The organism is Helicobacter felis ATCC 49179 (assembly GCF_000200595.1).
Lineage (GTDB): Bacteria > Campylobacterota > Campylobacteria > Campylobacterales > Helicobacteraceae > Helicobacter > Helicobacter felis.
This window is the reverse complement of record NC_014810.2, coordinates 1,447,518-1,470,167: the sequence shown is the minus strand read 5'-3', so window position 1 is coordinate 1,470,167 and position 22,650 is coordinate 1,447,518. Positions and strand designations below refer to the sequence as shown.

Genomic DNA, 22,650 nt, shown 5'->3' with positions numbered 1-22,650 from the left:
TTTCCTTTAAATGTAATTGGGAGCGTCATTGGCAAATAAGATTAAATCTTTGGCAAGAGTAACGCTTTGTAAAAGTTGTTCTAACTGGGACTTATCTTTCAAGAAAATCTTTTGAGCCCTATTAATCACCCTGCCTAGTGTGGCGGCATTGAGTTCGCCCGTGAGAATAGCGATGTCAAAGACTTGATCGATGGCTTTGCCTAAAGTGGTGTTGGACTCTTCATCGCTTTCTACAAGCCCGGGCGTTACGATGATCTTACGCCCTACATACAAACTAGAGAGGCGCACCGCCTCGAGCATGCCCTTTAAATTCCCATTAAAACCATCATCAATGATCACTTTATCGTTGAGGTGTAAAACTTGCAAGCGGTGTGGGACGGGATTGAGTTTGGCGACCGATCGCTGGAGTTGATCTATGGGAATGCCAAAATAAAACCCTACCATGACCGCTAAGGTGATGTTTTCCACATTAAAGGCCCCTAAAATCTTGCTCTCAAAACGCGCCCATTGTTCTCCTAATAAAAGTTCAAAACTTGTGCCCTCTAAGGTGGCTTGAACGCGCCTGACTTGCCCGGGATAAAAAGTGATCTTGTCTTTTTGTGAGATTAATTCTTCTAAGGCTTCGTTATGGTGGCAAAAGGCATGCTCTAAACGAGACGATTCTAAAAGCTCGGCTTTGGTTTTGATCACATTGTCTAGGGTTTTAAAGTATTCAATATGTTGTGCGCCCACCTCTGTAATCACAGCGTAATGATGGTTGAGAAGTTGACTAATGGCTGCAATATCTCCGGGCTGGCGCGCGCCCGCTTCGGCAATATATAGTGTGGTGTTTTCAGGGAGATTTTGATTGATGTCTTGACTAAGACCTAACAGGGTATTAGTGCTCCCCAAAGAGCTATAGATAATGTGTTTGCTTTGGAGTATTTGATAGAGATAATTTTTCACGCTAGTCTTTCCAAAACTCCCGGTAATGGCAAGAATTTTAAGATTTTTCATGCCTAAAATTTTATTTTTGGCTAATTGCACATAACCCCGCGCGCAAATTTTTTCAAACCCTATTGCTCCCATTTGAGCTAACACCATCAATAAGAGAACACGCCAAAAACTTGCATGTCCATAAAAATGACACAAGAGAGCATCCACCAATAAGAAAAATACAAGCAGAGCAAAAGCGCGCCCCACGCGGGGCGTGAATACGAGTCTTTTATCTAGTTTATAGGCCCACCAAAATAACCATGGAAGCTGCACAATCCCCACAAAAACATAAAAAGCGATCTCCCAATGCTGGATATGAGCGATCACAAACACTCCCAAAGGCAGACCCATGTGATAGATGTGCCAACGCCATTTATGATGCTTGGTAAACACCCGCCAAGGGCTGTAATGATACCATTGCAACAGAGTCATAAAATAGTAATTTAGACCCAATACAAAAACCCATATTGTCCCCAATTCCAAAACGCCCATCAAGCCCCCTTAAAATATACGCAACTATAGCGATCCACCAACGCGCCTTGCTTTAAAAAAAAGAAGTGATCGCCCTCTAAAACTTCAAATTGATTAGTAGGAATCAAACGAGCCACGCGCTCCCCTGCAAGTAGGGGCGTGGCGCGATCCTCTCTGCCCCATAAAATCAAAGTCTTTTTAGCGCATGCGCTAAAAGCAGAGCTAAAATCCTCTTGCACGCTAAATTTAAGAATTTCATACATCACCGGGCTTAAATCTCTTGCATCAACGCTTCTAAGCGCACTAAAGCGAATCCCTAAAGCTTTACAACATTTGGCAAGCTTAATTTTAAAACGGGTTTTTAGGGGTTTGGGGAGCAAAATTCCCGCCGTGCTTAAAAGAATGAGATCTTGACTTTGGCACAGAGTAGCCACCTTGCCTCCAAAGCTATGCCCTAAGGCTAAGTTAGGTGTAATGCCCCAAGATTCAAAAAAAGCGTCCACAATGTGCGCGTAGTCTGCTGGGGTGAGAAAAACATGATTGGGGCTTTTCCCAAATCCGGGCAAATCTAGGTAAAAATGCCTGTAGTCTGTAAAATAGGCTTTAAAGGCACTTTGCATCAATTCTTTAGAACTCCCCCAGCCATGCAAAAAAACCATGCTTTTTGAAAGTTCCTTATTGTGCACATCATAAGCAACTTCAAAACCCTGCCCTTTGTAGAAAACATGGCGTTTGGGCATTACTTGGCTTTTTGGATTTTATTAATGTAGTGGTAGGTGATGGGGATATGCTGAGAAATGGGCAAGCGCACACTCTCAAGCACATGGCTAAAATTTTCAAAGAGGTAATGCGCTAGACTTCCGGGAATTGGATTGATTTCGTTGAGATAAATCTCATTATCAATCACAAAGAAGTCGCAACGGATTAACGCGCCTATAAAAAAGGGATCGTAGAGTTTTTTAAACGCATTTTGCATTTGAAGCTCTAAATGAGGGCTGATATTAGCTTTGCTGATTGTTTGTGTGCGCCCAAAGTCTAAATATTTTTCCTCAAAACCCAATAATTCCTTCTTGGTGGGCTCTTCGATCATAGAAAAGATAAATTCCCCATCTTGTCCCATGCACCCGGCCAAATTGTATTCTTTAACTCCGGCTTTAAAAGGCTCTACAATCGCCTGAGAATCAAATTCAAACACCTCATCTAACCCGTAGGCGACATCTTTAGGCTCGTGAATCACGCTAATGCCTATGGAGCTCCCCAAATGATTAGGCTTGGCAATGAGAGGATAATCCAGATTTTCTAGCGCGCTATTGTCATGGCTATCCAAGAAGACATAGGGGAGAACTTTAACCCCTCTCTCTTTGGCAAACATTTTAGTGAAGTATTTGTTCATGCTTACAGTGCAAGCCTCCACTCTAGGACCAATAAAGGGCAGATTAAAAAACTCCAGCATAGAAGCCAATTTGCCATCTTCACCATCGCCCCCATGCACTAGGTTAATTAACATGGAAAAATTGAGCTGTTTCTCTCCTAAAAACCCTTGCATGTAAAAACCATTTTGTTTTAAAACAAGTTTGGGGCATTTTTTATACTGCCCTTTGGCAAAGAAATTAGATCGCATATCCTTAGAAGAGATGAGGTAAAAATTCCGCGCCCCGTCCAAAAAAATAAAACACTCAATCTTGGTCCCTAGAACTTCCTTAAGCGCGACCGCGCTCACAATGCTGATTTCATGTTCATAGCTCACTCCACCAAACAAAACCCCATAAACCAAGCGTATCCTTTAACTCACAATCCGGGCATTATAACTAAATCCCTTTAAAGATATAAAATAGAATCTACGCAGGCGCATCAGATGGCTTGGAAAATCCTATACTAATCCACACACTTTCATGCTAGAATGAAAGTTAAAATCCCATCAAGGATCGCTATGGACTCCCAAGTACAACATGATTTTTTAAAAGCCCTACAGAGTATAGGTGTGGCGGTGTATCAAAGTATCAAAAGTAGTGATGCGCACTACACCCAAAATACTAACCCAACTGCTGATCTGCAATTAGATTTAGATGTGAAGGTGGATCGCCTGATCTTTGATCATCTCTTACAACTTGCCTCTGTGGCTGGGGTGATGAGCGAGGAGAGAGAGCAGGCGCACTATAAAGAGGAGGGAGATTTCTTAGTGGCCTTTGATCCCCTAGATGGCTCTAGTGTGGTGGGGGCGAATTTTTTGGTAGGAAGTATTTTTGGTATTTACAAAGCCAAGGATTTTGCAGACTCCAATATCGCGCAAAAAATCCAAATGGGCGCATATATCCTCTATGGGGCTAAATTGGAATTAGTGGTCGCTGTGGCTGGCAAAGTCGCGCACTATTCTTACGATGAGATCCATCACACATGGGCGCAAAAAAGTCCCTTGACTCTCAAAGATAAAGGAAAAAACATCGCTCCGGGCGGGAGTTGGGAATTTTTTGATACCTCCTACAAAGCGTTTTTAGAGGGCTTTTTCAAACAGGGGTATCGCTTGCGCTATAGTGGGAGTATGGTGGCTGATGTGCACCATTTATTGAGCAAACAGGGGGGGATTTTCTGCTACCCTGCGACTAAAGACGCGCCTCAGGGAAAACTACGCAAACTCTTTGAGGTATATCCTTTAGCCTTTGTGATTGAGCAGGCCGGAGGCGTGGGCTTGGTAGGAACCAGTCAGCAAAGGCTTTTAGAAACTAAGTTAGAGAGTTTGCATGCCAAGAGCCCTTGTTTTTTAGGCTCAAAAGTGGAGATGCAAGCTCTTAAGGCCTAAGCATGGAAATCAACTTTGAAGAGCTTCTTCAACAAAACCGCCAAAAGATACAGGCCTGCCAAAAGCGTAAGGGGGTTGGATCGTGCTTGAAATGCAGTTTGGTTTTGGAGTGCAAAGATCGCCAAGCTTTTGTGCAAAGCGTCTATGCTAGTATGAATAAGGGACAGCAGGGTAGCTTTGATTTCTAAAATTCTTAAAACTCTTGGTTTTTTTTGTTGTGTCATCGGGGGCTTGCAGGCAGAAAAAAATGGCATTTTTCTAGCAGCAGGGTTTCAATACAGCTTTTTGAAAACCACGCTCACAGGAAGTTTTCCCCTGCCAGATGGGGCAAGCATCACGCCCGGGCAGAGTAGCATGTATGGTGCGGCCCTGCGTTTTGGCTATAAGCGTTTCTTTCGCGCACAAAGGCGCAATGGTTTACGAATCTATGTCTATTATAATTACGGCTATGCTAGCCCCACTTTTGCGGGTTTAGAGCTCAATAATAATGCCTATGGGGTGGGGATCGATTACTTGTTTGATTTTTTAGATAATGTGCGTGTTCAAGCCGGAATTTTTGCTGGCTTTGGCCTTGGGGGGAGTTCATGGACCAGTAATCAAGATCAAATGTTTAAAAAGCTTGTGGCTAGCTACCCCAATGCGGCGGTCAATTTTAGTTATTTTCAACTGCCCTTACAATGGGGGCTTAGAGTCAATATGAACCGTCACCATGGCATGGAAATAGGTGTAAAAATCCCCCTCTTGCATAATTTTTACTTTAAAGATGTGATCAAGGGCAAAACCAGCGGGATCACTTTTCAAAGAAATACGATTTTATATGTGCAATATGTCTTTGCCTTTTAGGAGTGTTAGGAGATTACTTTGAGCGCGCCTGCTTCTTCTTTACGCCTAGGTATTTTTTACATGGCTTTGGGGGCTTTAGGCTTTGGATTGCTTAACGCCCTGATTAAAATGCTTGGCTCTTATTATTCACCGATGGAGGGCGTTTTTTACCGCTCTTTTTTCATGCTCTTTTTTTTAGGTCTTCTCTACTACATCAAACCTTTTTCGTTCAAAGCCCACAAACCCGGAGGGCTTGGCTTGTTAATTTCACGCGTGTTCATCGGCCAAGCGGGCATGATTTTAATCTTTTACAACATCGCTTGCATGCCACTAGGCACAGCTATTGCCTTTAGCCAAACCGCCCCCATTTATGCTATTGTGATCGCGTGGTTGGTCCTTCATGAAAAAGTGGGCTGGAAACTCATTGTGGCAGCTCTGCTAGGGATTTTGGGCGTGGGATTGGTGGCCAATCCTAGCACAAGCGGGCTCACTTGGGGACTGGTGCTCTCTGGGGTGCTCTCTGGGGTGATGGTGTCTTGTGCCTATGTCAGTCTTAATAAACTCAAAGAATATTATGATGGCGGTTTTGTGATTGTGGTGTTCTCTGCATCGCTCACATTGATAGGGTTTGCGGGTATGTTTGTGCACATTCCCCCTTTTGCCTCAGGTTACCACCCCATGCGTTTTGAGGGACCTTGGTGGCACTGGGATTTATGGCTCTTGATTGGCACGGGCTTGAGCGGTGCGCTAGGGCAGTGTTTTATCACTAAGGCTTATATGATTGCCCCAGCTGGCCTTATCTCTCCGGTGGATTATAGCCGTATTTTTTGGGCACTTATTTTTGGGATGTTGTTAGGCGATCCGCATATCCATATGGGACAACTTTTTGGCATGATTTTAATTGTGCTCTCTGGTGTGTTTATTGTGCTTGAGAGTAAAAAGGCGCAAGGTTAGCCCATTTTTACCTCTAAATCCTCCTGCTTAGCGCTGTTAATCTTTTTCATTAGCGCAGACTTATTGCTAGGGATTTACCAAAGCTCCCTGATATCAATAAGTTACAAAGAAGCCTTATTTTACTTCAGCACGCCTACTTACCTTGCCGATCGCCTATTTTTGCAAGCCCTGCATCATTTTGTGAACTTTTCTTCTGCTTGGATTTCTAAAGATATTGCTCTAAGACTCCCTAGTCTGCTCTTGCATGCCCTCAATGTCTTTTTGATCTATGTGCTCAGTAGCAAACTGCAACCCAAACGAACTTATGATCCTCTATTGAGCGCGATCACCTTTGCGCTCTTGCCCGGGGTGCAATTAGGGGCGATTCTCTTGGGCAAGGTGAGTTTGCTCCTAAGCGTGGCTTTATGGGCAATTTTGCTTTTCAACACCCGTTATTTTTATGTGCTAGTGGTTTTATTGGCGTGGGGAGATTCAAGTTGCATGGTGTTATTAACTGCCTTTCTACTCCACACTCTCAAACATAAACTTTATTACAAAGCTCTTAGCGTGGGTGTAGCGCTGTTGTTCAATACGCTTTATTTTAAACCTATTTTTGGCACGCCTCAGGGCTTTTTTTTGGACACTTGTTTTGTCATGTTGGTGCTTTATTCCCCTTGTCTTTGCCTCTATTATCTCTATGCTCTCTATACGCAGGTCATTAAAAAACGCAAACAAGATAGCTTGATAGGTTTAGTGGGGGCTATAGGATTTTGTTTGCCTCTGATTTTTTCCTTGCGTCAAGAACTCCCCCCCCAATTCCTCACCTATGGAATGCTAGGCATTCCCATTCTTCTAAAACAAGCGCTTTCAAGTATCCGTGTGCACTTGCCCGTTTTTAGAACCCATTATCGTATCCGCTATAGCCTTATCTTTGGCACTCTAATTTTAGAGAGTTTCTTTCTATGGGGAGGGTATAATCCTATGGTGCGCACACATTATATTGTCAAGGAATTAGCCACAGCGTTGCAAGAGAGGGGGATACAAGAGATCCACACCTTTTCGCCCAAAATGGCTCTTAGACTGCGCTTTTATGACATCAACGAAGGGGGGAAAATCTTTTTAATCGAATCTAACAAACCCGCTGACATCAACATCTCTTATAAACACAAGATTGTAGCCAGCTATAATTTGGTGCGCAAACCCTAAGGGCGTTTTAATAGCGCATCTATCTGCGCCTCATAGCTGTAATAATCTAGGGTTTCATACAATTCTTGTCGGGTTTGCATGCGCTCAATTTGTCCTTGCTGTGTGCCTTTAATCTTTAAATCCTCATACACCTCTAAAGCGGCTTTGTTCATCGCTCTAAATGCGCTCAAAGGGTAGAGCACCATTTCTACTCCCACCCCCTTTAGTTCCTCCAAACTAAAAAGAGGCGTGCGCCCAAACTCGGTAATATTGGCTAAAATAGGCACTTTTAGGGCCTGCACAAAGGCCTTATATTCCTCCAAGCTTGATAAAGCCTCAGCAAAAATCGCATCCGCGCCCGCTTTTATGTAAGCCTGCGCGCGCGCAATAGTAGCCTCTAAGCCCTCTTTAGCATACGCGTCTGTGCGCGCGATGAGATAAAAGCTAGGATCGAGTTTTCTAGCCTTATTAGCCATGTAGAGGCGATCGCACATCTCAGAGGTCTCAACACATTCTTTATTAGGGCGGTGTCCACAGCGCTTAGCACTAACCTGATCTTCAATGTGCGCTCCTGCCGCTCCGCTTTTAATAAGCTGTGTAATCGTTCTAGCCACGCTAAAGGCAGGTCCAAAGCCCGTATCAGCGTCCACAATTAAGGGAAGATCACACGCCCCACAGATACGGCGCACATCAACACACACCTCTTCTAGGCCTGTGATGCCCAAATCGGGCAAACCATAAGAGGCGTTAGCGACCCCCGCTCCAGAGAGGTAAAGCGCATGGTGTCCTACCTTGCGGGCTTGCAGGGCTTGGTAGGCGTTGATCGTGCCCACAATTTGCAAGGGCGCATGCGTGGCTAAAGCCTTTCTAAATCGCTCTCCTGCACGCATGAGCTTCCCTAAAAAGCAAAAAGATCCGAGAAGCTGTCAAAATCCATGTCCAACAAAGCTTTTTCATGAAAAACAATCTCTTCGATTTGCTTAGCCCGCTTAGGCGCATAAACTCCATGCACAGCGCGTTTAAATTTATCGTAAAGTAAAGGCGTGCCTTCTGCACGGCGTTTTTTGTGCCCAATGGGATAGTGGACTTCAATTTTTTCTGTGCAACTCCCATCTTTAAAGTAAATTTGCACGGCGTTAGCAATGGATCGTTTGTCTGGGTCTAAATACTCTTTTGTATAGCGATCGTCTACATTGACTTCACAAAGTTCTCTTAGAGTGTCGATACGCGGATCGTTAGCGCATGCATCGCTATAAGATCGATCGTCTAAACCTCCATAAATTAGGGCATAAACTACCATGTATTGGATGCAGTGATCCCGATCGGCGTAGTTATGCAGAGGACCAGTTTTGTTGATGATGCGATGGCCTGATTCTTGAGTGGTGATCTCGATCTTGGCGATCTCCTCTAGGCGATCTTGCACTTGCAGATGGAGTTTTAGGGCGCATTCTACTGCTGTTTGGGCGTGGAACTCTGCGGGGAAAGAGATTTTAAAGAGGACATTTTCCATCACATAGCTTCCCAACTCTTGGGGCAGGTGCAACACCTCACCCCTCTCATTTTGGTTTTTCATGTAGACATCTTGATAGCCCCAATAAGCCGCACTCAAAACAGAGGGGTAACCCATTTCGCCACTGAAAGCCTTGAGAGCTAGATCCACACCCCGACTGCTCGCATCCCCAGCTGCCCAAGATTTCCTAGAGCCCGCATTAGGTGCATGGCGATAACAACGCAAGCTACCCCCATCTACAAAGGCGTTTGAGATCGCATTGCGCACTTCCTCAAAACTCCCACCTAACATTCCTGTAGCTACAGCCGTGCTAGCAATGCGCACTAAAAGAACATGATCTAGCCCCTCCACATTGAAGCAATTCCCTAAGGCTAAAACCCCCTGTATTTCATGCGCTTTAATCATAGCAGTTAAAATATTTTTGACTTTCAGAGGAATTTTGCCTTGAGTGCGGTGCAAACGGCTTAAATAATCCCCTAAAGCCCAAATCGCCCCTAAATTATCTGAAGGGTGTCCCCACTCTTTAGCTAGCCAAGTGTCGTTAAAATCCAACCAGCGCACCATGCAACCCACATTAAAAGCAGCGCGCACTGGTTCAAGTTGGTAAGAAGTGCCGGGTACTTTGCTCCCTAAGGGTTTAAAATCTGCTCCGGGCACACTAGGTCCTAGTAATTTGGTGCATTCAGGGTGTTTTAGCGCAAAGAGCATGCATGCAATAGAATCAATGAAGCTTAAGCGCGCGCTCTCATAAGCCAAAGGCGAAGCGATTTCATAATCCAACACAAAACGCGCCAAAGTAGAGAGTAGAGGGTCAAAATCCGGTTTAACATTCTCCAAAATACCCATGTTTGACATTTTGCATCCTTAAAAGTGAATTGTGATAAACCCCCAAACTAGGGAAAAAATCGTAAAAAGACTTTTTAGAGCAGATAGGAAAAAGGCGACCACCTGCTCTCCCCTCCTAGAAAATATTGACAAGTCTTCAGACCCCTAGTATGCCCGATGTTTCATGCACTTGATTTCAATTTCCTCAGCGATCGGAGTGTCGCGATTATGAATCAAATCCACTTTGACTAAATCACCCTTTTTGAGGTCTGCAAAACGCCTATCACTATCCCAACCCATGCCACATGAATCTTGTTCAATTTTAGTGTAAGGCATGACACCAATCACCATGCCTCCAACAGAAATAGTCTTGTTGGCGTAGTTAATATCCTCAATGACGCCCTTAAAATCAGAAGCATAAAGCGCGCCCAAAGCACACAAGCTCAATAAGATTTTTTTCATCAAAACCCTTCCCATAATGATATTAAATTGAGTATACATAGAAAAAGTAAATAGTTTAAAATTTCTTACCATGCGCCTCATCCAAGATATTTTGAACGATCCGTTGCACATTTTCGCTAATGGAGGATGAAGTGGTGGCGATCTTGGCGTTGTGCGCCATGGTTTCCTCTAAAGCCCCCATGGCTGTGTTGATTTCTGTGATACCTTGAGTTTGGATTTCAATTGCAGCGGCCACTTCGTTAATGCTCTGAGTGAGCACTTGGGTATTGCTCTCAATCTCGCTTAAGGATTTTTGTGTTCTCTCGGCTAATTTCCTCACTTCATCAGCCACTACAGCAAAACCGCGTCCGTGTTCGCCCGCGCGCGCGGCTTCTATAGCAGCATTGAGTGCTAGGAGATTAATTTGATCGGCAATTTCGGCAATGATCGCAACAATATCTTTAATCCCCTCAGATTGTTCAATAATGTCCTTACTCCTAGTATTTGCATCTTGCATCGATTCACGGATGCGATCGATGGCACTAGCGGTTTGCTCCAAAGAGCTTGTTTGTTGTTTGGAAGCATCTTGGAGCGCATGGATGGCTTCATTGAGAGTATGAGTTTCTTGATAAAGAGCATTGGCAATGTCTAAAGAGTGTTTTAAAGAATTCACAATGCTGTTTTGGAGCGTGTTGATATTGTTGGCCAAATTCAAGAACCTGCCCTGTAAATTGCCGGTGTCTATCAATATCCTAAAATCATTCTGCGAATAAGTTTGGATGGCGTTAGAGATATTTTGAAAAATTGTATTGAGGAAACTCAAAAAAGCGTTGAGATTGCTCCCTAAGTGTTGGAGTTCTGGATTGGTCGCTGTAGATTGGATGTCTTGGGTAAAATCTCCTGTGCGTGCGCCATTGAGCACCATAAGAGCTTCCTTAGAAAAATGGCGATCAGCCTGTAGATAAGTCGAGGCTTCTTGCATATTTTGATTGAGAGCTTGTGCCATCTCCCCTAATTCGTCTTTGGAGCGCAGGGCAATGATTTTAGGCGCGTTTTGATTTTTGTAATTGATAAATGCAAAAAAATCTTTAAGACCGCCATTAAGGGCGCTAATATTGCCCGTAATTCTGCGGTAAAAAAGATAGTAGAGAGGCACAACTACAAAGGCAAAAAAGAGAAAAACCATAAAAATACTCAGATAAAATTTACGCATCAGACTATCTTCGAGGGTTTGAGTGATGGCCTGAGTGCGTTGCTTGATATTGTCCATATAAAGCCCAACACCAATCCACCAATGGTCCGTGCCTTCAATCTTTTGGGCATAGGAAACTTTTTCAGTGAGGCGTGTTTGGCCATCGGGGAGGGGTTTTGGGGAAACATAATAAACCAAACCTCCGCCCTTCATCGCTGTTTTATAAAGTTCTTGAATATAATGAACACCGTTAATATCGCTCATATCTCTGAAATCTTGACCTACCTTATATGAGGGGTTTGCCGAATAAATGGACTTATGTCTATCCCACGCGAAAAAATACCCCGATCGATCTTGTTCAAAGCGAAACCCACGCAATATCATAGCGATATACTTCTTCTTTGCCTCCTCAGAACTTTGATTATCTTTGAGAGCTTGGGCGATGGTGTGCGCTAACACATCTGTAGCGAGTTGGATTTTTTCAGCCAAAAGCTTTTGCAAATCTTCATTGACAAGTTGGTTGATCTGTTCCACAGAAGCCCTATTATTCTGCGCAAAAAGAAGCAGAGTTGTTACCATTGCAATGGTAGTCAACACCCACAAAGCCACAATTTGTTTACCTAAGGAAAAAGAACGCATGACTACCCCTTAAGAGATTCTATTTGCTACTACGCTATCTCCTTGAAGATCGAAGATCACGCGCCCCTCTTCTAGTGTGCCTTCTAAAATGAGAGTGGCTAATTGATCTTCGATGAGTTCAGCTAAGGCGCGCTTGAGCGGTCTAGCGCCATAGATGGGATCAAAGCCCACTTTAGCGATATACTCTTGAGCCTGTTCTGTCAGCTCCAAAATAATATTTCTTTCGGCAACTTTTTTTTGGATTTCTGCAAAGAGAAGTCCTACGATTTTAACAATATCTGCTTGGCCCAGTGGCTCAAAAATCACAATATCATCCAAGCGGTTTAAAAACTCGGGTTTAAAATAGGCGCGCAAACTCTCTTGGACCGCTTTTTTTTGCATGGCGGGATCGGAGATTTCAATGATTTTTTCACTCCCGATATTGCTTGTCAAAATGATGATAGTGTTTTTAAAATCTACCTTGACCCCTTTGTTATCCGTCAAATGCCCCTCATCTAAAACCTGTAAGAGAAGATTAAAGACATCCGGATGCGCCTTTTCTACTTCATCAAAGAGAATCACGCTATAGGGACTGCGCCGCACCCACTCGGTCAACTGCCCCCCCTCCTCATAGCCCACATAACCCGGAGGCGCGCCCACAAGACGGCTTGCCGCATGCTTTTCCATGTATTCGCTCATGTCCAAGCGGATAAAATTTTTTTGACTATCAAAAAGGAATTTGGCCAGCGTCTTGGCACTCTGTGTTTTTCCCACACCTGTAGGACCTAAGAATAAAAAACTCCCAATGGGTCTTGTGCTATCATCTAGCCCTGCCTTGTTGCGCTTGATCGCTTTAGCAATCGCCAAGATGGCGTTTTCTTGACCCACTACACTTTTTCTAAGTTCCTCTTCAATGTGTAAAACCCGCTCTCTTTCCTCTTGGAGCATTTTAGACACGGGGATTTGTGTCCACTGACTGATCACGCGCGCGATGTGATCCTTAGTAACGGCATGTTGTAAAAGAGAACCATTTTTTTGTAAATCCCCCCATTTGGCTTCTAGGTTTTGAATCTCTTGGGTGAGATTGGGAATCTCACCATGATCTAGCTTGGCTGCGCGCTCAAAATCTGCCACCGCGCGCGCTCTCTCAGATTCTCTTTTGAGTTGTTCTAATTGTGTCTTAGCTTGAGCGATGGATTTAAAAACACCCTTTTCATTTTCAAACTGCGCCTCTAGGCGTTGGGATTCTTCTTTAGCACTCTCTAATTCCTTTTTGACTTCCTCTAAGCGTTGCTTGTTCTGAGCGCTCTCTTCCATCAAAAGAGCTTGTTCCTCCACAGCGAGATTTTGGATTTGTCGTTTAATGCTAGAGAGGGCATAGGGTTCAGATTCGATTTGCATTTTCAGCTCAGCAGCAGCCTCATCGATGAGATCGATCGCCTTATCGGGCAAAAAGCGTTGGGGGATGTAGCGTTGGGAGAGTTTAGCACTGGCCACTAGCGCGCCATCGGTGATACTCACATTATGGTGTGCTTCTAAACTCTCCTTAAGACCTCTGAGGATTTGCAAAGTCTGGTGCACACTGGGTTCATCAATATTGATGGGCTGGAAACGGCGCACTAGCGCGCCATCTTTTTCGAAATACTTGCGGTATTCCTTCAGAGTGGTCGCGCCAATGGTGTGCAATTCGCCCCTAGAGAGGGCGGGTTTTAGAATGTTGGCTGCATCCATACTCCCCTCCATCACCCCCGCCCCCACGATGGTATGGATTTCATCAATAAAAAGAATCACATTCCCCGAGCGTTTCACTTCCTCAACGACCTTTTTAAGCCGTTCTTCAAATTCGCCCCGATACTTTGCCCCCGCGATGAGCAAGCTTAAATCCAGTGCCACCACCTGCTTATGTTGTAAGGAGAGAGGGACTTCTTTTTTCACAATGCGCTGGGCTAGGCCTTCCACAACCGCCGTTTTGCCCACTCCGGGCTCTCCTAGCAAAATGGGGTTATTCTTACTTTTACGGATGAGAATTTGCATCATGCGCAAGATTTCCTCATCACGCCCAATCACGGGATCGAGCGCGCCCTCTAACGCCTTAGCTGTAAGATTAATGCCATATTTTTCCAAAGCCTCCAAATTGGCATCGTCATGGGGTTGGTTAATTTTAACCCCCTTGCGCAGACTCTCTAAGGTTTTGACAAGCTCGAGCGCATCCACAAGCCCGGCAAAATGTTGTTTAAAGAGAGTGCTATTGGCGATTAAAAATGTGTCAATAGCCACATAGCTATCTCCCTGTTGCACACTCAAGCCCTGAGCCTTGTGCAGGGCATCTAAAAGCTCTTTGCTCAACTGCAAACCCTGCGCGCTCACTTGGGAGCTCTTGGGTAATTTGTCCACAAGACTCTTGGTTTGTAATTCCAACGCGGACTTATCCACCCCCATTTTTGTCAATGCCTGATTTAAGAGAGACTGAGTGTTGCTCAACAACGCCCAAACCACATGGAGCGGATGGACTTCTTGATTATGTGCGTGTAGGGCAAGCGAGAGGGCTTGATCTAAGCTTTCTTGAAGAGAATGGGTGAGTTTTTCAAAGATATTAGGGCTGTGCATGGACATCCTTAAGTGTGAGTAGTGCCATAATTATATGGCACTTTAGTTAATCGCAAAGGCACAAAAAGAAGACGCTACTAAAGCACAAACAATCAGTTTCTAGTATAAAGATTTTCTATATTATAGAGGCCTGGAGGTTGAGAAACAAGCCATCTAGCCACTTCTAAGGCACCCTTTGCAAAAACATTTCTCTCAGTAACGACATGCGCTAGCTCCAAATACTCCCCATCCGAGTAAAAACCCACCACATGTTTTCCCACCACATCGCCCCCGCGCACGCTCGCAAAACCAATTTCTTGTTCTTGGCGTTGCGCCTCTCTTTGAGGCGCATAAACTTTCTCAAACTCTAGGTTACGGGCTTGTGCGCAAGTCTTTCCTAAGGTTAAAGCGCTCCCGCTAGGCGCGTCCTTTTTATAACGATGGTGCGCTTCTACAATTTCAATATCTGCCCCTCTTAGATTTTTGGCCACCAAGCCCACAACCTTATTTAAAACTGCCATCCCAAGCGACATGTTAGAGGCATGCAATACGGGGACATGTCGGGCTAATTTTTGTAGGTTTTCCCAACTCTGTGCGTCTAAACCGGTGGTGCCTGAAACAAGCGGTAGGGGGCATTCCAACAAAGTTTCCAAAAGAGAAGAGGTGGCCTGGGGAAGAGAAAAATCAATCACAAGCTGACAATGCCGTAAAAACTGCTCCAAATTATTAGTAACAAACGCGCTCTCAGGGAGGATTTGGATCAAAGCAGGGGTGAGATTTTTGCGGATAAAAACACTGGAGAGATTTAAATCAGTAGTCTTTTTGATTTCTTGGATAAGAAGTCCCCCTACCTTGCCACTCGCTCCAAAGACTCCAATGTCCATCAGGAGTGCGCGTCCAAGTAAGCAATGGCTGAAAGCGCGGCGGTCGCACCATCTCCGGCTGCACAGACAACCTGTTTGGCCGCCTGAGTGCGCACATCTCCGGCTGCAAAAAGGCCTTTTAAATTTGTTTTCATAGAGAGGTCTACCAACACAGAGCCATAAGAGTCGCACGCGCAAAGCATGCTCCCATCTTCTTGCTTAAGAATCTCATTATTGACTTCATACCCCACAAAGATAAAAAGCCCGGGCACACTCAACTCACGCACCGCCCCCGTTTTTAAATCTTTGATACTCAGAGCGTTCACACCTCCGACATCTCCTTTAATTTCTTCTACCACTGCCGGAGTGATGAACTCAATCTTGGGATTCTTTTTAGCATGCCCAAGAGTAACAGGTGCAGCGCGGAAAGCCTCCCGCCTATGGATCAAGTGTACCTTAGAACACATTTTAGTTAGATAGATCGCTTCTTCTAAGGCGGTGTCGCCACCTCCCAAGACCGCCACTTCTTTATTTTTGTAAAAAAAGCCATCGCAAGTCGCGCAAGTGCTCACGCCTTTGCCCCAAAACTCAGCTTCACCCTTAATACCTGTCCTCTTGGGCCGCCCACCTGTGCACAAGATCACAGCTCTTGCCTCTAAAGAGTTGCCATCTTCTAAGTGGATGCGGTAATGCTCGCCCTCTAAACTCAGATGCACTACAGCGACCATTTCATGCTTAAGACCGAAGCGAAAACATTGCTCTTGCCAAGGTTGCATGAAATCTAAGCCACTGACAACTTCTTTAACTCCGGGGTAGTTTTCAATCTCACTACTTTGGGTAATTTGCCCCCCGGGCATCCCCTTTTCAAAGAGAACAACATTTTTAAGCCCCCCTCGCGTTGCATACAGCCCAGCACTTAATCCAGCAGGTCCCCCACCGATAATGGCTAGATCGATCATAGCAATTTATCAATATTTTTTTTGAGGTCTTGTTTAGAAAGCGCGCCCACGGTTTGATTTTTTACCTCACCATCTTTCATATAAAAGACGGTAGGAATACTCCTAATACCAAACTTGGCCGCCAAATCCTCTTGTTCATCTGTATTAACTTTGCAAATTTTAGCTCTGCCTGCATACTCGCCAGCCAATTCATCAATAATGGGGGAGAGCATTTTACAAGGTCCACACCAAGGGGCCCAAAAATCCACCACCACAACACCGCTACTTGTTACACTGTCAAAATTTTCATGTGTTAATTCAATATAATTTGCCATATTTGCTCCTCAATTTGTTTTAAGCTTGGATATTACATTTCTAAAGATAAAGTTCACCTTTAACTTAGGACGCTCAAATTTTCAATCCATTCGATTGTGTGATTTTGTAAACTTCCGCAAATTAATAAAGCGTCTAGGCAATAGGGATAGGAAAGATATTGGGGGTGTTGTTGCAAATACATTCCCATACTTTTGCACAATTTTTCTAGTTTCGCAGGGGTGATAGCCAAAGCAGGATTGCCCATGCAGCGTTGTTTAACCTCTATGAAATGCAAAACCTCCCCTCTGCGGGCAATAATATCTATCTCTCCAAAAGAACAAGAAAAATTGCGTCCTATAATTTCACAACCTCTTGTTTTTAAATAGGTGCAGGCCAAGTCTTCAGCGATAAAACCCTTTTTACGACTCATAAATGGGCAATGCACAATCTAATTGATGGGTAGAAAAAAGCGTTTGAATTTTCTTATGAGTGGTGGGTTTGGTGATGTAAAGTGCCTTGCTTTTATCATAGCAATCATTAAGGATTCCTAGCTCCTCTAGGCAGAGAGAACTAGGATTTCGCAAACGCAGATAATAAGAAGTAGGAAAATCTGTGGGCGTGTAGGGAATGGGGTGGATGGATGGAGGGGGGGTAGCATTTTTAGCTAGAGCTATTAGATCGCTCACCACCGCGCTCGCACTGGCTAGCCCTCCCGCACCAGCTCCATAATAGAAAGTTTCGCCTACATAGTCCCCCTTGATCGCTACCCCATTCATCACCCCATCTACTTGGGCAAGAAAATGTTTTTGAGGAATACAAGTGGGACATACCCTCAAATTCAGCTTGTAGTCTTGTCGTTGGGCGTGCGCAAGTAATTTAATGCGATAACCTAAAGAGTGCGCGCATTGCAAATCGACACTGCTAAGGTTCTCAATACCTGAAACAAAATCAATCTTGGGTGCAGTTTGGAAAGCTAGGGTAGATAGAATGGTAAGTTTATGTGCGCTATCCTCACCGCTAATATCCAAAGTGGGATCGGCCTCAGCGTAGCCTAATGCTTGGGCTTCTTTGAGAGCCTTTTCAAAACTCTGCCCCTGCTCCATTTGACTTAAAATAAAATTGCTTGTCCCATTGAGAATACCCGATAAACTAAGTATCCCGCTACTGGCTAACCCATCTTTGAGTGCATTAACAATGGGCAATCCACCTCCTACGCTAGCCTCAAAACCCATCGCCTTTGTTGCTAGGTTTTGCAGAGTCAAGTAGTGTGTTGCAAGCATGGCCTTGTTAGCAGTTACAAAAAGTTTTTTATTCTTAAGAGTTCTTTGAGCGATCTCAAAGGCTTCCTGCACGCCACCAATCAATTCTACCACTATGTCAATTTCAGGATCGTCCAACACATCAGCCATGCAATCGCTGAGGACAAAATTCACTTTTCGTGGCTTGGAGAGATCGCGTACAATCCCTTTGCGCACTTGCAAACGCGCCCCGCAGCGCCTAATGATGTTTTCTTGGCTGTTTTGCAAGATATCCACAACACCCATTCCCACACTGCCAAGCCCAATAATTCCAATATTTAGAGAACGCATAGAAACAGAGGAGACTTTAACTAATGCTTACACCCACATCCACCCCCACAACAACCCTTGCCAGTGTGTTTAGAAATGGTGATCTCTTGATCAGAGGCCTCTCTAAAACCCAAGAGCTTCAGGTGAAAAAGAAGTTCCTTACCGGCTAAAGGGTGGTTGTAATCTAGCATCACCATCTGATCACTAAAATCTTTCACGCTCACCTGCACACTTTCTTGATTTTCGCCCTGACCAAAGAGAGTCATCCCTCTTTTAAGCTCGATTCCCTCAAATTGATCTCTGGGCACTTCTTGGAGATAATCTGTGCGGTATGGACCATAAGCGTCTTCGGGAGGAATGCGCAAAACCATCACCTCCCCAATCGTGGCTTTTTCCAGCGCTTTTTCTACACCGGCAATCACCTGCCCTGCGCCTATCATAAATTCTAAAGGTTTTTTGCCCATATTAGAATCAAGCACTTCCTGTGTTTGGGGATCAAGCACCTCATATTCAATGAGGGCGACTTGTTTTGTCTGCATTATTGTCCTTTGGATGAGATTTGCCCAGCAAGGGGAGAGCCTTTTTACCTTGTTCGCTATCTGGATAAAGACTAGAAAGAGAATGTAAGAATTTCAAATAAGTGTTTTGATTGCCCAAAAATCGGAAAGACCAAGCGGTGTGCCAAAGCAAAACAGGCATGTATTCTGCCTTTTCTTTAATAAGAGCACTTTTTTTATAAAGGACAATCGCCTCTTTATAGTTTTTTTGAGCATAGGCAGCTTCCCCAGCCATATAATAGCTGTAAGCACTTTTAAAATCATTATCTCCCAACCACACAAAACGCGCTTGGGCTTGTTTAAAATGTTTTTGGCGGTAAAGACTTAGGGCTTCTTGGAAGATTTTAGGTTTCCGCGATAAGTCCTTGTTAAAATCTGCTTCCTCTGATTTATTTTGAGAGGTTTCTTGGGCTTTTTCAAGCATCTTAGCTTGGAGACGGGCAAGATTTTTAAGCTTTTCTGCATTATCATTCGCCTGTGTCTGAATCGCTCCTTGTATCTCCTCTAATTTGGCCGCAAAATCGGTGTTCATTTTTGTAAGCACAGCGTTCATGTCATTGATTTTCTGATCGAGTTGGGTGATAGCGTTTTTATTGGCATCTATCTGGGCTTTGAGGGCCTCAATCAAACCCCCTTGCTGCTTGAGCAAATTTTCCTGCATATCTTGAGTGGCCTTAATGGCCTTGAGTGCATTATCATGTGTTGCAAGGGCATCAGCTAGTTGCTTAATCTTATTTCCCTGTCCCTCAAAAAGACTTCTAAGCCCCTCTTGGTTTTGAGCCAAACTGGTCGCCTGACCTTTAAGGCTAGCAAGCACATTGCTCAAATTTTTATTGCTCGACTTAAGGCTACTCAGTTCCTCTTTGGTCGCGCCACTTTGCAAGTCAAAAGCAGAGGGTTCTGCCCCCAACCCTAAAATTCCGCATACAACTAAGGCCAAAAAACGCATTATTGCACGACTTTAATGTCAACCCTTCTATTTTTTTGGTAGCACTCTTTGGTTTTCTCTAAGCAGATGGGTTTACTTTCTCCAAAACTTATTGTGCGAATGTTATCTTGAGCAATCCCCTTGACCACTAAAGCCTCTTTAACACTTAAAGCCCTTTTGTTTCCTAAAGCAAAATTGTACTCGCCCGTGCCAAACTCATCGGTATTGCCCTCTAAGAGCACCTTCATTTTAGAGTCTTGGATTTTCTGCGCCCCTTGATCAACTGCATCTTGCATGTCTGGACGCACATTGTATTTGTCAAAGTCAAAATAGACTTGTCCTACAATTTCCCCACTTTTAAATTGTTCTTGCTCGGATTGTGGTTCTTGGGGAGCGGGAACTGTTTCTGATGTAGCGTTCGCATTTTTTTGAGCATTTTGTGTCTCTAATTCATGAGCTGTCCCTGGCTGTCCTTCTTTTGTCTGAGATATTGGAGATGTTTGAGGTGTCTGAGATTTTGCTGGAGTGCTCTCCTGAACTCCCTCTGGATGCACAGTTGTATTTTTTACTGACTGCGTTGGCTGTTCTTGAACATTTTCTGCACTTTGACTCTTGGGAGGCTTGGATGGTTTAGCTCCCTTTGAACCACAACCTGTTGCCACCAATAAAGCCACTAAAGTCCCTGCCACCAACCACTTATTCATAACTCTCCTTGTAATTGCTTGGGTAAAACCCCTATTCTACCCTAATTTTTATTAATATTATAGAAATTACCAATCGAAAGCTTGAATCTGCACGCCCTCTAAAGGAAAGAGGTAACTTTGATTATAATCAAGCAAAATCACGCCCAAAGCACTTTGCTGAGAAGCTTTTTTCAGATACATGACTGCCTTGCCATCCTGAGAAAAACGAGGCATCTGATTAATACCGCTTGCTGTTAAGCGGCGCACATAATCGCTCTTTAGAGTGATAAAATGTAAATTAAAACTAATTTGACCATTTTCATCGCGATTTTCACGACTCACATACACGATGTTATTCCCTGAAGCCGCCACGGAGTCGTTATTTTTAGAGTAAAAAACCACTTGCTCGATAGGCGCATCAGGTTGGAGTTTTTTAAAATACACATTAGGATAACCCGCTCTATCTGAAACAAACACCATCCCTTTCTCATTCCCGACAAAATTACCCAACACATCGATTCCTTGATACTTTGTAAGACGGATGCTGTTCTTTTTAGCCGTATCGTAGAGATAAATATCGCTTTGGCCATTGGGTGCTAGGGTCAAAAGAAGTTTACGACCATTGCGACTCACGCTAGATACAGTGGCCATGCCTTCACTCTGAGTGATCACCTCACTTGTGCCATCTCGTAAATTGTATTTAATAATGGTAGGGTGGTGTAAATATTGAGTGTAATAAAACGCGCTCTGTTCAGCGTTGGCCCATTTGGGAAAAACATTGAGCATGCCATTATCAATAATGTCTTGCTTGTATGTGAGGGTATAGTCAGCAATGGAAATTTTAGTAACCCCAGGCTTGATATATTTAGCAAAGATAACAAAACGCGCCATCCAAGCGATAGGGGGAGCTTTGAGAGCGTCATTAATATCAATAGCCACGCGGTGTGCAATGAAAGGATAGAGGGGTTTTTGATTAAAAGTGTAGTCTTTAATGCCCAAAACGCTTTGATGGGCCACATCATAAAAGCGCACATTCACTTGTCCTAATTTATCTACGCGCAAACTTACCAATAAGCTGGCTTGTTTGGCTTGTAGCGCGCTATAGTTGATCTGCTCTGCCTGTGCGCCCAACTCAATTGTCTTAACATGGTTGCTGATTTTAAGATCGGTGAGCAACATGGCATAAATCTTGGCCAAATAGGGTTCTTGAGAGTTTTTTAAATAGCGCACGGCCACGCTAGGAAGTTTTTCAATATTTTTAATAATATCTAGGGTGGCGTCCGCGCTCCATAACATTTGCCAACCCAATATGAAGAACCATAAAAATCGCATCATTGATCCTTTGTTGTAAAATTTACGGTTAAAGTGATAGAGCCCTTAGGATAAGGGGTGAATTTTTGCCCCTGTAGGGCACTTAAAAGACTCTCAATTTCTTGGTTGTATTGAGGAAATGGGGAGTAACTGATTAGAGCGTAGCTAAACTGTCCGGTTGCAGAAATTGTGATGAGCGCGCGCACAGAGGCGGGTTGCTTAAAGCCTAATTTCCAATGCCCATATAAAATTGCATAGAGGTTTTGAAACCAAGCCTGATATTCTTGCGCTACCTTTTTCTCCTCTTTGGGCACTTGTAAATCGATACTTTTATGTTGCAAGGTTTGTAGCTTTTCTTTCATGGCACTAAGGCTGTTTTGAATGTCTTTAAACGCTTGTTGGTGTTGATTAAATTCCATCGTTTTTAACAAATTTTGGACCTCCTGCATCTCTTGCTTCTGTGGAATACGAGTAGGTTTTTGAGGCTTACTAGGTTCTGCAAGAGAAGAAAACATATCGCTGATACCCGGATCTTTAAAGGGAATAGGTGCAGGGGGCGCAGGGATGGACTTTGGGATAGGGGGAGCGTTTGCAATGAAATCTACATCGATACTCTCTTCAGGCATTACGGCGATATTTTGGCTTTGCTTACTGAGTAACAAGCCCAAGAGAACAGCATAGCAGGCGCAGGCTAGCGCTCCTGCTCCAATTCCAAGTGCCTTATTTTCCATCACGCACTAGTAATAAGAGAAACCTTAGAAAAACCTGCTTCCCTAATGGATTTGAGTAAGAAAATAATGCTCTCATAAGGCAAGCGTTTGTCCGCGCGCACATAGACGGCCGTATTTTTAGCGTAAGTGCGCGCCAGGAGTGGGAAAGCCACACGGAAGCCTTCATAGTCGTAATGGCGATCAAGGACATAAATTTTATGGTTAATATCCATGCGGATTTCTAGAACCTTCTCTTTAGAAACACGGGCAGTTTTAGAGCCCTGTGGCAGACTAATTTTTTCTTGGTAAGTGATCGTAGGAGTGGCAACCATTAAAATCGCCAATAAAACGAGCATAATGTCCACAAGGGGAGTGATATTGAGCTCAGGCTTGTCTGTATCCCAATGCTCCACCTCATACAT

General features: G+C 44.0%; 24 protein-coding genes. 5 read left to right on the top strand and 19 right to left on the bottom strand.

The window, feature by feature from the left end; genetic code table 11:
* Window positions 1–6: 6 nt before the first annotated feature.
* From HFELIS_RS07450 to HFELIS_RS07440, 3 genes are read right to left on the bottom strand one after another with little or no spacing between them, the layout of a single operon-like run.
* On the bottom strand, window positions 7–1,467 hold the full coding sequence (locus tag HFELIS_RS07450; RefSeq protein WP_013469939.1) for a Mur ligase family protein: 1,461 nt from the start codon (window positions 1,465–1,467) through the stop codon (window positions 7–9).
* Complete coding sequence (locus HFELIS_RS07445) at window positions 1,467–2,186, bottom strand: alpha/beta fold hydrolase (RefSeq protein WP_013469938.1); 720 nt, start codon at window positions 2,184–2,186, stop codon at window positions 1,467–1,469. Before HFELIS_RS07445 ends, HFELIS_RS07450 begins: the two co-directional genes overlap by 1 nt.
* Window positions 2,186–3,220 carry a D-alanine--D-alanine ligase gene (locus tag HFELIS_RS07440; RefSeq protein WP_013469937.1) on the bottom strand — a complete coding sequence of 345 codons (1,035 nt, stop codon included), beginning with the start codon at window positions 3,218–3,220 and terminating at the stop codon, window positions 2,186–2,188. Before HFELIS_RS07440 ends, HFELIS_RS07445 begins: the two co-directional genes overlap by 1 nt.
* 156 nt (window positions 3,221–3,376) lie before the next feature.
* Here HFELIS_RS07440 and HFELIS_RS07435 point away from each other — a divergent pair, with 156 nt between their 5' ends.
* The 5 genes from HFELIS_RS07435 (at window position 3,377) to HFELIS_RS07415 (ending at window position 7,204) form a co-directional block, all read left to right on the top strand.
* Window positions 3,377–4,243: a class 1 fructose-bisphosphatase gene (locus HFELIS_RS07435; protein WP_013469936.1), complete on the top strand. Its 867-nt coding sequence runs from the start codon at window positions 3,377–3,379 to the stop codon at window positions 4,241–4,243.
* A gap of 2 nt (window positions 4,244–4,245) precedes the next feature.
* Window positions 4,246–4,431, top strand: a complete 186-nt coding sequence (locus HFELIS_RS07430) for a hypothetical protein (RefSeq protein ID WP_013469935.1) — start codon at window positions 4,246–4,248, stop codon at window positions 4,429–4,431.
* Entirely contained in the window at window positions 4,421–5,086 is a 666-nt protein-coding gene (locus tag HFELIS_RS07425) for an outer membrane protein (RefSeq protein ID WP_013469934.1), read from the top strand. The genes HFELIS_RS07430 and HFELIS_RS07425 overlap by 11 nt, the downstream gene beginning before the upstream one ends.
* Window positions 5,087–5,104: 18 nt before the next feature.
* Complete coding sequence (locus HFELIS_RS07420; protein WP_013469933.1) at window positions 5,105–6,019, top strand: DMT family transporter; 915 nt, start codon at window positions 5,105–5,107, stop codon at window positions 6,017–6,019.
* 63 nt (window positions 6,020–6,082) lie between these two features.
* Window positions 6,083–7,204: a membrane protein gene (locus HFELIS_RS07415; RefSeq protein ID WP_013469932.1), complete on the top strand. Its 1,122-nt coding sequence runs from the start codon at window positions 6,083–6,085 to the stop codon at window positions 7,202–7,204.
* On the opposite strand, the gene prpB is transcribed toward HFELIS_RS07415, so the two are convergent.
* The 16 genes from prpB to HFELIS_RS07335 form a co-directional block, all read right to left on the bottom strand.
* Window positions 7,201–8,073: a methylisocitrate lyase gene (gene prpB, locus HFELIS_RS07410; protein ID WP_013469931.1), complete on the bottom strand. Its 873-nt coding sequence runs from the start codon at window positions 8,071–8,073 to the stop codon at window positions 7,201–7,203. The genes HFELIS_RS07415 and prpB overlap by 4 nt on opposite strands.
* 8 nt (window positions 8,074–8,081) lie before the next feature.
* Window positions 8,082–9,548 (bottom strand): 2-methylcitrate dehydratase, encoded by a 1,467-nt coding sequence (gene prpD, locus HFELIS_RS07405; RefSeq protein ID WP_013469930.1) that lies wholly within the window; start codon window positions 9,546–9,548, stop codon window positions 8,082–8,084.
* 135 nt (window positions 9,549–9,683) lie between these two features.
* A complete protein-coding gene (locus HFELIS_RS07400; protein ID WP_041302892.1) occupies window positions 9,684–9,980 on the bottom strand; it encodes a DUF5666 domain-containing protein in 297 nt (98 codons plus the stop codon).
* Window positions 9,981–10,035: 55 nt separating this feature from the next.
* Entirely contained in the window at window positions 10,036–11,790 is a 1,755-nt protein-coding gene (locus HFELIS_RS07395; RefSeq protein ID WP_013469928.1) for a methyl-accepting chemotaxis protein, read from the bottom strand.
* A 9-nt stretch (window positions 11,791–11,799) separates the two neighbouring features.
* Entirely contained in the window at window positions 11,800–14,376 is a 2,577-nt protein-coding gene (locus HFELIS_RS07390) for an ATP-dependent Clp protease ATP-binding subunit (RefSeq protein ID WP_013469927.1), read from the bottom strand.
* Window positions 14,377–14,468: 92 nt separating this feature from the next.
* Window positions 14,469–15,239 carry a 4-hydroxy-tetrahydrodipicolinate reductase gene (gene dapB, locus HFELIS_RS07385; RefSeq protein WP_013469926.1) on the bottom strand — a complete coding sequence of 257 codons (771 nt, stop codon included), beginning with the start codon at window positions 15,237–15,239 and terminating at the stop codon, window positions 14,469–14,471.
* The gene (trxB, locus tag HFELIS_RS07380; protein ID WP_013469925.1) at window positions 15,239–16,177 is read right to left on the bottom strand and encodes a thioredoxin-disulfide reductase; all 939 of its coding nucleotides are present in this window, start codon (window positions 16,175–16,177) and stop codon (window positions 15,239–15,241) included. Before trxB ends, dapB begins: the two co-directional genes overlap by 1 nt.
* A complete protein-coding gene (gene trxA / locus HFELIS_RS07375; RefSeq protein ID WP_013469924.1) occupies window positions 16,174–16,491 on the bottom strand; it encodes a thioredoxin in 318 nt (105 codons plus the stop codon). The genes trxB and trxA overlap by 4 nt, the downstream gene beginning before the upstream one ends.
* Window positions 16,492–16,550: 59 nt before the next feature.
* Window positions 16,551–16,901, bottom strand: coding sequence for a YraN family protein (locus tag HFELIS_RS07370; RefSeq protein WP_013469923.1), 351 nt, complete (start codon window positions 16,899–16,901; stop codon window positions 16,551–16,553).
* Window positions 16,891–18,060: a homoserine dehydrogenase gene (locus HFELIS_RS07365; RefSeq protein ID WP_013469922.1), complete on the bottom strand. Its 1,170-nt coding sequence runs from the start codon at window positions 18,058–18,060 to the stop codon at window positions 16,891–16,893. Before HFELIS_RS07365 ends, HFELIS_RS07370 begins: the two co-directional genes overlap by 11 nt.
* Window positions 18,061–18,080: 20 nt before the next feature.
* Window positions 18,081–18,578, bottom strand: coding sequence for an FKBP-type peptidyl-prolyl cis-trans isomerase (locus tag HFELIS_RS07360; RefSeq protein WP_013469921.1), 498 nt, complete (start codon window positions 18,576–18,578; stop codon window positions 18,081–18,083).
* Entirely contained in the window at window positions 18,550–19,545 is a 996-nt protein-coding gene (locus HFELIS_RS07355; protein ID WP_013469920.1) for a hypothetical protein, read from the bottom strand. Before HFELIS_RS07355 ends, HFELIS_RS07360 begins: the two co-directional genes overlap by 29 nt.
* Window positions 19,545–20,228 (bottom strand): OmpA family protein, encoded by a 684-nt coding sequence (locus HFELIS_RS07350; RefSeq protein ID WP_013469919.1) that lies wholly within the window; start codon window positions 20,226–20,228, stop codon window positions 19,545–19,547. Before HFELIS_RS07350 ends, HFELIS_RS07355 begins: the two co-directional genes overlap by 1 nt.
* 66 nt (window positions 20,229–20,294) lie before the next feature.
* Window positions 20,295–21,539, bottom strand: coding sequence for a Tol-Pal system protein TolB (gene tolB / locus HFELIS_RS07345; protein WP_013469918.1), 1,245 nt, complete (start codon window positions 21,537–21,539; stop codon window positions 20,295–20,297).
* The gene (locus tag HFELIS_RS07340) at window positions 21,539–22,249 is read right to left on the bottom strand and encodes a TonB C-terminal domain-containing protein (RefSeq protein ID WP_013469917.1); all 711 of its coding nucleotides are present in this window, start codon (window positions 22,247–22,249) and stop codon (window positions 21,539–21,541) included. Before HFELIS_RS07340 ends, tolB begins: the two co-directional genes overlap by 1 nt.
* A complete protein-coding gene (locus HFELIS_RS07335) occupies window positions 22,249–22,650 on the bottom strand; it encodes an ExbD/TolR family protein (RefSeq protein ID WP_013469916.1) in 402 nt (133 codons plus the stop codon). The genes HFELIS_RS07340 and HFELIS_RS07335 overlap by 1 nt, the downstream gene beginning before the upstream one ends.

Bases quoted from the DNA above. Each gene is read 5' to 3' on its own strand.
- HFELIS_RS07435 (WP_013469936.1), top strand. From the start codon at position 3,377: ATGGACTCCCAAGTACAACATGATTTTTTAAAAGCCCTACAGAGTATA.
- trxA (WP_013469924.1), bottom strand. From the start codon at position 16,491: ATGGCAAATTATATTGAATTAACACATGAAAATTTTGACAGTGTAACA.
- prpD (WP_013469930.1), bottom strand. From the start codon at position 9,548: ATGTCAAACATGGGTATTTTGGAGAATGTTAAACCGGATTTTGACCCT.
- HFELIS_RS07365 (WP_013469922.1), bottom strand. From the start codon at position 18,060: ATGCGTTCTCTAAATATTGGAATTATTGGGCTTGGCAGTGTGGGAATG.
- HFELIS_RS07390 (WP_013469927.1), bottom strand. From the start codon at position 14,376: ATGCACAGCCCTAATATCTTTGAAAAACTCACCCATTCTCTTCAAGAA.
- HFELIS_RS07450 (WP_013469939.1), bottom strand. From the start codon at position 1,467: ATGGGCGTTTTGGAATTGGGGACAATATGGGTTTTTGTATTGGGTCTA.
- tolB (WP_013469918.1), bottom strand. From the start codon at position 21,539: ATGCGATTTTTATGGTTCTTCATATTGGGTTGGCAAATGTTATGGAGC.
- HFELIS_RS07445 (WP_013469938.1), bottom strand. From the start codon at position 2,186: ATGCCCAAACGCCATGTTTTCTACAAAGGGCAGGGTTTTGAAGTTGCT.
- dapB (WP_013469926.1), bottom strand. From the start codon at position 15,239: ATGGACATTGGAGTCTTTGGAGCGAGTGGCAAGGTAGGGGGACTTCTT.
- HFELIS_RS07340 (WP_013469917.1), bottom strand. From the start codon at position 22,249: ATGGAAAATAAGGCACTTGGAATTGGAGCAGGAGCGCTAGCCTGCGCC.
- HFELIS_RS07370 (WP_013469923.1), bottom strand. From the start codon at position 16,901: ATGAGTCGTAAAAAGGGTTTTATCGCTGAAGACTTGGCCTGCACCTAT.
- HFELIS_RS07395 (WP_013469928.1), bottom strand. From the start codon at position 11,790: ATGCGTTCTTTTTCCTTAGGTAAACAAATTGTGGCTTTGTGGGTGTTG.
- HFELIS_RS07335 (WP_013469916.1), bottom strand. From the start codon at position 22,650: ATGTATGAGGTGGAGCATTGGGATACAGACAAGCCTGAGCTCAATATC.
- HFELIS_RS07360 (WP_013469921.1), bottom strand. From the start codon at position 18,578: ATGCAGACAAAACAAGTCGCCCTCATTGAATATGAGGTGCTTGATCCC.
- HFELIS_RS07355 (WP_013469920.1), bottom strand. From the start codon at position 19,545: ATGCGTTTTTTGGCCTTAGTTGTATGCGGAATTTTAGGGTTGGGGGCA.
- HFELIS_RS07350 (WP_013469919.1), bottom strand. From the start codon at position 20,228: ATGAATAAGTGGTTGGTGGCAGGGACTTTAGTGGCTTTATTGGTGGCA.
- HFELIS_RS07430 (WP_013469935.1), top strand. From the start codon at position 4,246: ATGGAAATCAACTTTGAAGAGCTTCTTCAACAAAACCGCCAAAAGATA.
- prpB (WP_013469931.1), bottom strand. From the start codon at position 8,073: ATGCGTGCAGGAGAGCGATTTAGAAAGGCTTTAGCCACGCATGCGCCC.
- HFELIS_RS07400 (WP_041302892.1), bottom strand. From the start codon at position 9,980: ATGAAAAAAATCTTATTGAGCTTGTGTGCTTTGGGCGCGCTTTATGCT.
- trxB (WP_013469925.1), bottom strand. From the start codon at position 16,177: ATGATCGATCTAGCCATTATCGGTGGGGGACCTGCTGGATTAAGTGCT.